The organism is Streptococcus sp. HMSC034B05 (genome assembly GCF_001809055.1).
Lineage (GTDB): Bacteria > Bacillota > Bacilli > Lactobacillales > Streptococcaceae > Streptococcus > Streptococcus constellatus.
On sequence record NZ_KV795612.1, the window covers coordinates 88298 to 98401 of the forward strand.

The 10104-nt window shown below is 35.8% G+C and carries 8 protein-coding genes; all 8 read left to right on the forward strand.

The genetic code is table 11. The features are described from left to right. Position 1: 1 nt before the first annotated feature. The 8 genes from HMPREF2542_RS05765 to HMPREF2542_RS05800 all read left to right on the forward strand — a co-directional run bounded on the left by HMPREF2542_RS05765 (position 2) and on the right by HMPREF2542_RS05800 (position 10084). A complete protein-coding gene (locus HMPREF2542_RS05765; protein WP_011860787.1) occupies positions 2-391 on the forward strand; it encodes a PrgI family protein in 390 nt (129 codons plus the stop codon). Then, entirely contained in the window at positions 303-2732 is a 2430-nt protein-coding gene (locus HMPREF2542_RS05770; RefSeq protein WP_041823205.1) for a VirB4-like conjugal transfer ATPase, CD1110 family, read from the forward strand. Before HMPREF2542_RS05765 ends, HMPREF2542_RS05770 begins: the two co-directional genes overlap by 89 nt. A gap of 3 nt (positions 2733-2735) precedes the next feature. Next, positions 2736-4868, forward strand: coding sequence for a CHAP domain-containing protein (locus tag HMPREF2542_RS05775; RefSeq protein ID WP_020998780.1), 2133 nt, complete (start codon positions 2736-2738; stop codon positions 4866-4868). A 12-nt stretch (positions 4869-4880) separates the two neighbouring features. Beyond that, positions 4881-5120 (forward strand): hypothetical protein, encoded by a 240-nt coding sequence (locus HMPREF2542_RS05780; protein ID WP_009568420.1) that lies wholly within the window; start codon positions 4881-4883, stop codon positions 5118-5120. Further along, positions 5095-6588 carry a CD1107 family mobile element protein gene (locus tag HMPREF2542_RS05785; RefSeq protein ID WP_070484522.1) on the forward strand — a complete coding sequence of 498 codons (1494 nt, stop codon included), beginning with the start codon at positions 5095-5097 and terminating at the stop codon, positions 6586-6588. The genes HMPREF2542_RS05780 and HMPREF2542_RS05785 overlap by 26 nt, the downstream gene beginning before the upstream one ends. A gap of 94 nt (positions 6589-6682) precedes the next feature. Next, positions 6683-8389 carry a DNA topoisomerase 3 gene (locus tag HMPREF2542_RS05790; RefSeq protein ID WP_070484525.1) on the forward strand — a complete coding sequence of 569 codons (1707 nt, stop codon included), beginning with the start codon at positions 6683-6685 and terminating at the stop codon, positions 8387-8389. Positions 8390-8468: 79 nt separating this feature from the next. Beyond that, positions 8469-8648 carry an AbrB/MazE/SpoVT family DNA-binding domain-containing protein gene (locus tag HMPREF2542_RS05795; RefSeq protein ID WP_006627217.1) on the forward strand — a complete coding sequence of 60 codons (180 nt, stop codon included), beginning with the start codon at positions 8469-8471 and terminating at the stop codon, positions 8646-8648. A 17-nt stretch (positions 8649-8665) separates the two neighbouring features. Continuing rightward, positions 8666-10084: an AlbA family DNA-binding domain-containing protein gene (locus tag HMPREF2542_RS05800; RefSeq protein ID WP_070484572.1), complete on the forward strand. Its 1419-nt coding sequence runs from the start codon at positions 8666-8668 to the stop codon at positions 10082-10084. Positions 10085-10104 lie beyond the last annotated feature (20 nt).

The window sequence follows — 10104 nt, forward strand, 5'->3', positions numbered from 1 at the left end:
TATGGCATATGTACCAATCCCTAAAGACTTAAATAGGGTAAAGACAAAGGTTGCTTTTAACCTAACGAAAAGGCAGCTCATAGGCTTCACACTTGCAGGACTGGTTGGAATACCAGTCTATTTATTTATAAGGAAGTTTGTGCCAAATGACATAGCTGTCATATTCCTTATCGTGTCCACGCTTCCTATCTTTTTCATCACACTATTTGAAAAGGACGGACTGACCTTTGAGAAATATTTTAAGCACATCTACCTTCATAAGTTTTATCAGCCAAAAAAGAGAGTGAGAAAGGAGGTTTACCTTGAACAAGAAAAGAAAAATTCAGCAAATAAAACTCATGCAAAACGAAAAGGCATTGAGAAGTCAAAAGCGGGACTTAAAGAAAAGTAATTGCAAGTCAAAAAAAGATAAGGGAGGAATCCTTGACCTTATCTTTAAGAAAGAACCGAAAAGATATACGGTAGAAGATACCATTCCCTATCTAAGGCTTTTAAAAAGCGGAATATGCCAGCTTGATGAAAAGCACTTCAGTAAAAGTATAGCCTTTCAGGACATTAACTATCAGCTTGCCTTAGATGAAGATAGGGACTTGATTTTTAATCAGTTTGCAAACTTCCTAAACTCTTTTGATCCAAGTATCAGCATTGAGTTTTCATATATCAATCAGCTCGGACGAAACGAAGAAATGAAGTCGGCAATTCAGATACCGGATAAAAAGGACGGTTTCGACGATATACGCTTTGAATTTAGAGAGATGCTTAAAAGCCAGATTGTAAAGGGAAATAACGGACTTAAAAAATCAAAGTATGTAACCTTTACTGTGGAAGCGGATAATTTAGAACAGGCAACATCAAAACTTGAAAGACTGGAGATAGATATATTATCTAATCTAAAGAGCATGGGTGTGAGAGCAGAAAGCCTAAACGGAGAAGAAAGGCTAAAGATACTCCACGATGTTTTAAATCCGAATAAGACCTTTGAATTTTCCTACAAAGACCTAAAGAAAAGGGAAAGCACAAAGACATATATTGTGCCTGATGAGTTTAACTTTACACCGAGTAGATACTTTAAGTTTGGCAAATTTATTGGAGCAACAAGTCATTTTCAAATCCTTGCCAGTGAGCTTTCAGATAGGATGTTATCCGAGTTTTTGGATATTGACGATAACATCAATATTTCCTTTCATATTAGGGCAATCGACCAATCGGAAGCCATTAAGATGGTAAAACGAAAAAACACTGATATTGATAAGATGAAGATTGAGGAAAATAAGAAGGCTGTTAGAAGTGGCTATGATATGGATATTCTTCCAAGTGATTTAATTACCTATGGAGAAGATGTAAAGAGCCTATTAAAAGACTTACAGACAAGAGATGAGAGAATGTTTGTGGTAAGTATTGTCTTTATGAACTTTGCAAGGACAGTGCAAAAGCTCGATAACACAATTGCTCAAATAAGCTCCATTGCAAATAAGCATAACTGTAAGCTGAAAAGACTTGACCATTCTCAGGAACAAGGTTTAGTGAGCGTGCTGCCTCTTGGTGTAAATAAGATTGAGATAGATAGAGGACTGACAAGCTCATCAACGGCAGTATTTATGCCATTTACCACAGAGGAGCTTTTTATCAATTCAAGTAATAGTCTTTACTACGGACTAAATGCCCTAAGCCATAACCTGATTATGGCAGATAGAAAGAAATTAAAGAACCCAAACGGTCTAATCCTCGGAACTCCGGGCAGCGGTAAATCCTTTAGTGCCAAAAGAGAAATGGCAAATGCGATTTTAGTAACGGATGATGATGTAATTATCTGCGATCCGGAAGGAGAATATGGAAACCTCGTAAGGCAGTTTAAGGGAGAAGTCATTAAGGTTAGCAGTAAGTCAAAAGATTACCTGAATCCACTTGATATAAATATGAACTACGGCGATGGGGACGCACCGCTGAAAGACAAGGCAAATTTTATCATGAGTATGCTTGAGCTTGTAGTAGGCGGTAGTGGTCTTACAGCAGAAGAAAAGTCCGTTATAGATAGATGCCTGCCAAAGATTTATGAAAAGTATTTTGAAAATCCGATTTCTGATAATATGCCAATACTCCAAGATCTATACGATATGTTAAAAGGGCAGGAAGAAAAGGTCGGTAAGAAGCTGGCAACAGAGATGGAAATCTATGTATCAGGTTCTCTTAATGTCTTTAATCATAGGTCAAATGTGGATTTGAATAAGAAGCTCCTTTGCTTTGATATTAAAGAACTTGGAAGTCAGCTAAAGAAAATAGGAATGCTTGTTATTCAGGATCAGGTGTGGAATAAGGTGTCACAAAACAGAGGAAACAAGGCTACAAGGTACTATATCGACGAGTTCCATTTGCTTTTAAAAGATGAGCAGACAGCATCCTATTCCGTAGAGATTTGGAAAAGATTTCGTAAATGGGGAGGTATTCCAACAGGTATTACGCAGAATGTCAAAGACCTACTTATGAGTAAGGAGATAGAAAATATCTTTGACAATACTGACTTTGTCTTAATGCTTAATCAAGCATCAGGAGATAGAGAGATACTTGCAAGAAAACTTAAAATCTCACTTCCACAGCTCAGATATGTTACTAATTCAAATGAAGGTGAGGGACTACTTTTCTTTGGAAATACCATTGTGCCTTTCCTTGATAAGTTTCCGAAAGATACAATTTTATATCAGAAGATGACTACCAAGCCGGAAGAAGTGAGGTAGCCTATGGGAAAGAAGCTGAAAAAGGACTTTAAGGAAAGGCATAAGGCAAGCCTTGAAAGAGAGATGTTTCATAGTAAAACAGATACGATACCTGAAGAAAGTAAGCTAAAACATAACGATGATTACAGAGGTAAAATCGTTCATGAGAAAGAACGGTTTCAGGATAAAGTGCATGAAAAAACAAGTAAGGTAAGTGCTGATAATGAAAAGTCTTATGGAACATCCAAGAGAAACAAAAAATATAGGGCTTCAGATAAGGGAGACGTAAATTCCGCAATTGAAACGGGAAGATCAGATTATATTACGGAGGTTAAGGATGGAAAAATCTATGATCCTTTAGGAAAAGACCTTGATAATGATGGGTTTATAGACAGATACGACAATGACTTTAGGGATAGCGATTATTTTGAGTCAACCTATGATGTCGAGGATAATCTTCATCATAAAGCAGAAAATACAAATAGCTTCTCAAAAAGCCAAAAAGCTCAAAAGAAAAATTATAAGAGAAAAAACTATACCGAAAGCCTTTATACAAGGAAAAAGGATGATGTGTTAAAGGAGAATAAGCCTGAAGATAAAAAGACTGGAAAAGATACTGCAAGCAAAAAAGTTCATAGCAGTATTTATAAAGAGCAGAAGAAAAAGCTAAAGAAAGATATGGTAAAAGTATCTGCACTTTCTGGACTTGCCAAAGGAAGTGAAACGGTAAGAGATTATTTATCTCATGGAAGTGATGAAAATAAAGGGGTAGAAGCAGGAGAAAAGACAGCGGACGCAAGCTCTAAACTAATTCATGGCATAAAGAATTACTCAAATAGGAAAAGAGCGAAAAAAGGCTGTGACCTTACAAAAAAGGATTACAAAATAAGGAAGCGTAAATCAAAACTTGAATTTCGTGATGCCAAAGAGAATCTTAAAAAGACAGATGAGTATAAAAGAGCAAGTGCCTATAAAAGAATTCAAAAGAAAAATCAAGTAAAGGCAGCGATTCGTCGGGAGAATAAGTCAAGGATTAGAGATAGAATTAAAGAGGGACTTATCGGAACACTGAAAAGCTCAAAGGAATTTATAGTAAGAAAAGCAAAGGGACTTATGATTATTTTCATAGGTCTTATTATTTTGGGAACTTTCTTTATTAATTTTGCAGGAACAGGAATGACAGGCTTTACGAACTCTACAAGTTCAGTTCTTACAACAAGCTATTTGTCAAAGCCGAATGTTCTAAGTGAAATCAATCAGAACTTTTCTGCTATGGAAAAGGAACTTCAAAATGAAGTTGATAATGTTAAAAGTAACCATCCCGGCTATGATGAGTACATCTTAAATAACACAGAGTACATCGGTCATAATGTCCATGAGCTTTTATCCTACATTACATCAAGGTGCGGAGAAGTAAAAGAAGCTTTTGAAGTAAATTCCATACTAAAAGAATTGTTTGAATCCATGTATGACCTTGAGTACAGGGAAGAAGTAGAAATCAGGTACAGAACAGTTACAAAAACTTATACCGATAAAAATGGGAATGAACATACCGAAAGCCATGAAGAACCTTATAAGTATAAAAAGCTTATTGTAACACTTCATAAAAAAGAGATGGACAGCATTATCCGAAAGGTATTTGCAAACCATCCTGATAATCTAAAGCATTATGAAGCGTTATTTGTTGCACAAGGAAACATGAGAGAGGCATTTGGAAATAGCGACTTAAGTGCTTCAAATGGAGGTGTTGGTGGAGGTAAAGAATATGAGGCATCTGATGAAGTTCAAAAGAAAATAGTAAGAGCAGCATACATTACGCCATCTCCGGGTGCAGGCTGGTGTGCCATGTGGGTATCTCAGGTTTATCAAAATGCAGGACTTGGATATATAGGCGGAAATGCCTGTGATATGTATCGAAACTATACCTTTACGTCAGACAGGTCAAAACTAAAGGTTGGAATGCTTGTAGCAGTGGAAAGCAGTAGCAGTGGAGGCAGTGCAGGACTTACCTATGGTCATGTCGGGATCTATATCGGGGACGGTAAGGTCATTGATAACATTGGACGAATAAGAGTAACCACTTTAGATGATTGGATTGCAACATTTTGTAAACATCATCCTGTAGGTTTCGGTTTTCCGCCAAATGTAAGAAGATAAGGAGGGAATAATGTGAAAAAAGAACTCACAGCAGTTAAAAATAAAATAAAGAAGTTAAAGGATAAAAAGGCTCTGATTGATAAAGAATTGGAGTCTTTGTTTATTCGTGAAGAAGAACTTGAAAATGAAGAAATCATTACGATTTGCAGAAAAAATAACATCACAATCAGTGATTTGATGGCAAAAGTAAACAGACAAAAAGTAGAAATGAAAAAGGAGAAAACAAATGAAAACCAGTTTGAGAAAGAATAAGAAATTTTGGTCGTCAGCACTTGGAATTTTGTTTATAATTACCGCCATAGTTGTTGGAATGGTTGCAAGCAGTGGGATTGTATTTGCACAAGGGCATCTAATTCCAACATTTATCAGTCCGACAGAAATACCTACAAACGATAAAGCTGTTCAAAGGGAAGTGGAAGTGAATGTAAAGTATATCTTTGAAGATGAAAAAGTTTATAAGGAAGAAAAGGTAAAAGCGGAGAAAGGGCAGCTTCTTGATAGTGGAGATCTTCCAATGCTCCCAGATGATATGAAATTCATTGATGAGTTTCTATTTTATAAGGTAAAGGGTGATGGAAAAGATGAAATTATTCGTAAGATAGCAAAGACTGATGTCAAGGATAAAGAAACTCAGACAGAACTTAGTAAAGACGATATTTCCAAAATGGAAAAAAAGGCTAAGGAGCTTCAAGAAAAACTTGATAAATTAAATGACGAAATCAAGGATAAAAACAAGATAAGTGATAAGCAGAAAGAAAAAATCAAAGACCTTGAAGCTGAAATTGAGAGCTTAAAGGATAAGCTTAAAAAAGATAAGGGAAATAAGGACTTATCAGCAGATATGAAAAAGGAAATGGATAAGCTTACTGAAAAGATTAGGGAACTTGAGAAAAAGGCAAATGAAGCAAATAAGTCTCCTGTAACATCTAATCCGACTACACCGAACAGTCCTATTTCCAGAATTAAGGCGAGCTCAGGAGGTTCAAGTCAAACACCTGTAAATAATGGTGGGAAAGAAATGACTTCGCAGACAAATTCAGGGACTACTACAAAAGATACATCTCATACAGAAACAAAAGAAAAGGAAGTTCGCTATCCGAATAAGCTGACACCTAAAATTCCTGCCAACAACAATCAGGGTTCATCTATGGATGGAACAAGTAAAAATGTAAATACTAATAAAGGCGTAGCTTCCACTTCGTCAAAGGCAAGAGCTTCTGTTACGGGAAATAAGGATAATGCCAATAAGGATTATCCAATTCATCATGGCGATAATAAGGATAGTAAAGAAACCGACAAGCATTCAGCCGATGCAAGGCAGTTTATTACCTTTCAGACTAAAAACGGAAAGACTTTTCATTTGATCATTAATCACGATGAACAGGGAGAAAATGTAATGCTTCTAACAGAGGTATCTGAAGATGATTTACTTAACATGGTAGAGAAAAAAGAAAGTCCAAAACAGGAGATTACCAAAGAGGAGCCTGTTAAGGAAGAAACAAAGCCTGAGAAAAAAGAAGAAAAGAGTAATTTAGGGATGTATATTATACTGCTTCTTGTTATAGGCGGAGCATTGGGAGCAGGCTACTACTTTAAGGTTGTGAAAAAGAAAGAAGATAGAGAGCTTGAAGCATTAGAGGAGGAAGATGACGATTTCTTTTCTGAAGCTGAAAGTGAAGAAGAAACAAATGATGCAGATGAAGTAGAAGATGAAGAATAAACGCACCTAAAAACATATTATTTTGGGTGCAAAGTTAGGGCGGGAGAGTAACATCTTTCGCCCTATTTTAATTTATAACAGGAGGAAAACACAGATGAAGTTAGTTATTGCAGAAAAGCCGAGTGTTGCAATCTCCATTGCAAAGGTTATTGGAGCAAATAAAAAGAAAGACGGATATTATGAAGGAAATGGATATAGGGTGAGCTGGTGCGTTGGACACCTAATTCAAATGGCAAATCCGGATGCTTATGATGAAAAGTACGCCAAGTGGAATATGGCTGATTTACCGATTATTCCGAGCGACTACAAATATGAGGTATCAAAGTCCACAAAGAAACAGTTTAATATTCTTAAAAAGCTGATGAATGATAAAGATATTGAAACAGTAGTCAATGCCTGCGATGCAGGGCGTGAGGGAGAAAGTATTTTTAGATTTGTATATAATGAAGCTAAATGCAAAAATAAAATGCAGCGTCTATGGATTTCATCTATGGAAGATAGTGCCATTAAAGAGGGTTTTGAGAATCTTAAAGACGGAAAGGACTATGATAATCTCTTTGAATCGGCACAGGCAAGAGCAATTGCAGATTGGCTTGTAGGAATGAATATCAGCAGACTCTATTCTTGCCTGTATCAGCAAAATTATAGTGTTGGAAGAGTTCAGACGCCTACTCTTGCTATGATCGTAAAAAGAGATGACGAGATAGCAAATTTTAAAAAGGAAAAATATTATTCAGTAGAGCTTTCTACAAATGGCTTTACCCTTTCAACAGATAGAATTGATGATGAGGTTACTGTTGAACAGCTCTTAAATTTAGTAGGCGATAAGATTGAAATTACTGATGTCATTCAGAATGAGAAAATTACAAAACCTAATTTGCCTTTCGATTTGACAACGCTTCAAAGGGAGTGCAATAAATATTTTGGATATAGTGCCAAGCAGACCCTTGATTATGCTCAAAGCCTGTATGAAAAGAAACTGATCACTTATCCAAGAACAGATAGCAGATGTTTAACAGAGGATATGATTGTGAGTACAGTCAACAACATTTTGGGTAAAAATGACTTTGATACAGAGCGTATCAAGGTAGTATTTAATTCCAAAAAGGTTACAGATCATCACGCTATTATTCCAACAGTAAGCTCGCTGAGTGAAGATTTATCAAATATTCCTGAGAGTGAAGTAAAGGTATATAGGCTTATTTCTAATAAGCTTCACGCAAGCGTAGGTTATCCATTAGTGGAAAGCACAACAAAGATTGTAGCTGAATTTGACGGCTTTGAATTTACAAGTTCAGGAAAAGTAATTAAAGATGAGGGGTTTACAAAATATCTTAAAGAGTATAAGTCCAAGAAGAATGAGGATGCAGAATTTCCTGATGTGAGTGTTGGTGATATTTTGAGCATTGAAAATAAAGAGATTAAAGAAAAATTTACCCAACCTCCGAAACACTTTACTGAAGATACGCTTCTAAAGTCTATGGAGATTGCAGGAAATGACGCACTTGAAAAAGGTGTAGAAGTGGAAAGAAAAGGACTCGGTACTCCTGCAACAAGGGCAGGGATTATTGAAAATCTAATCTTTAAGGGATTTGTAGAAAGGGATAAGAAAAATCTTATCGCCACGCATAAGGGGATCAGCCTTGTAACGATTGTAGCTGATAACTTTAAGTCGGCAGAAACTACTGCAAAGTGGGAAATGGAGCTATCAGATATTGCACAGGGGAAATCTTCAAAAGAAGAATTTTTAGAAGCGATTGAAAATGAGCTAAAAGAGGCTGTTCTGACATATAGTAAGTAGTGACTAATCTCAGAGTAGAAAAAATATCTTAAAAGTGCTATAATCTTTTGTAGGAAAAGTAGGGCGAAAGGAAGTAAGTATGAAAGATATATTTATGGATACTGCAAAAGTTATGGCAAAAGGACAGGTTACTATTCCGAAAAGGATAAGGGAACTTTTGAATTTAGAAAATGGAGATTATGTTACTTTTGTAGTTAATAAAGATAAAGTTGAAATTCAAAATTCCAAAGTTTTTATTGAAGAAAATATTGGAAAATAAAGGTGGTGAAAAAGCAGATGATGATAGATGAAATAAAGAAGTTAATTCAAAATGGAGAGAAGATAGATGTTGAGTTTAAAGAATCTAAAAATGCTTTAACCAAAGATGTCTTTGATACAGTATGCTCTTTCAATAATAGAAATGGCGGACATATTTTACTTGGTGTAAATGATAAAAGAGAGATTGTCGGTGTCAGTAAAGACAAAGTTGATAAAGTGATTAAGGAATTTACTACGGCAATCAATAACTCGCAAAAGATGTATCCACCACTTTATTTACTTCCTGAAGTCTTTGATATAGATGAGAAAAAAGTAATTTACATCAGAGTGCCGGAAGGCTATCAGGTGTGCAGACATAACGGAAGGATTTGGGATAGGTCTTATGAGGGAGACATCAATATAACAGACCATGCCGAACTTGTATATAAGCTATACGCAAGAAAGCAAGGAAGCTATTTTGTAAATAAAGTATATCCGAATCTTGATATTGATTTTCTTGATGCTTCTGTCATTGATAAGGCTAAGAAAATGGCTGTTTCCCGAAATAAAAATCATGTTTGGGAGAATATGAGCAATGAAGAACTTCTTAGAAGTGCAAATTTGATTTTAACTGATCCGGAAACAAAGTGTGAGGGAATTACATTAGCTGCTATTCTATTATTTGGAAAAGACAACTCGATTATGTCCGTTCTTCCACAACACAAAACAGATGCAATATTTAGGGTTGAAAATAAGGATAGATATGATGATAGAGATGTTGTCATAACAAATCTGATTGATAGCTATGACAGGCTTATAGAGTTTGGGCAGAAGCACTTGAATGATTTATTTGTTTTAGATGGAATTGTCAATGTCAATGCAAGAGACAGGATACTTAGAGAGATAGTTTCCAATACATTGGCTCATAGAGATTATTCAAGTGGGTATCCTGCAAAGATGATTATTGATGATGAGAAAATTACTGTTGAAAACAGCAATTTGGCTCATGGTATGGGAGCTTTGGATTTACAAAAGTTTGAACCGTTTCCCAAAAATCCAGCTATATCAAAGGTGTTTAGAGAAATAGGTCTTGCCGATGAATTAGGCTCAGGAATGAGAAATACCTACAAGTACACACAGCTTTATTCAGGACAAAACCCGCTATTTGAGGAGGGAGATATATTCAGAACGATTATTCCTCTAAAGAAGATAGCGACACAAAAGGTGGGTGGAGGGAATGTCTCTCGAAATGTCCCTCAAGATGTCTCTCGAATGTCCCTCGAAGAAATTGAAAACATAATCAAAGATATGATTAAAGAGGACAATAGAGTGAGCCGTAAAGATATAGCTATGATATTGGGAGTTAGTGAAAAAACTATTACAAGATATATAAAAGAAATTCCTAATATTCAGTATGTTGGTAAAGGGAAAAATGGCCATTGGGAACTTAATGATTAAAAGTAAGTTGCAATACACAG

Coding starts and splice junctions, on each gene's coding strand:
- HMPREF2542_RS05775 (WP_020998780.1), top strand. CDS start 2,736: ATGGGAAAGAAGCTGAAAAAGGACTTTAAGGAAAGGCATAAGGCAAGC.
- HMPREF2542_RS05790 (WP_070484525.1), top strand. CDS start 6,683: ATGAAGTTAGTTATTGCAGAAAAGCCGAGTGTTGCAATCTCCATTGCA.
- HMPREF2542_RS05765 (WP_011860787.1), top strand. CDS start 2: ATGGCATATGTACCAATCCCTAAAGACTTAAATAGGGTAAAGACAAAG.
- HMPREF2542_RS05795 (WP_006627217.1), top strand. CDS start 8,469: ATGAAAGATATATTTATGGATACTGCAAAAGTTATGGCAAAAGGACAG.
- HMPREF2542_RS05785 (WP_070484522.1), top strand. CDS start 5,095: ATGAAAACCAGTTTGAGAAAGAATAAGAAATTTTGGTCGTCAGCACTT.
- HMPREF2542_RS05800 (WP_070484572.1), top strand. CDS start 8,666: ATGATGATAGATGAAATAAAGAAGTTAATTCAAAATGGAGAGAAGATA.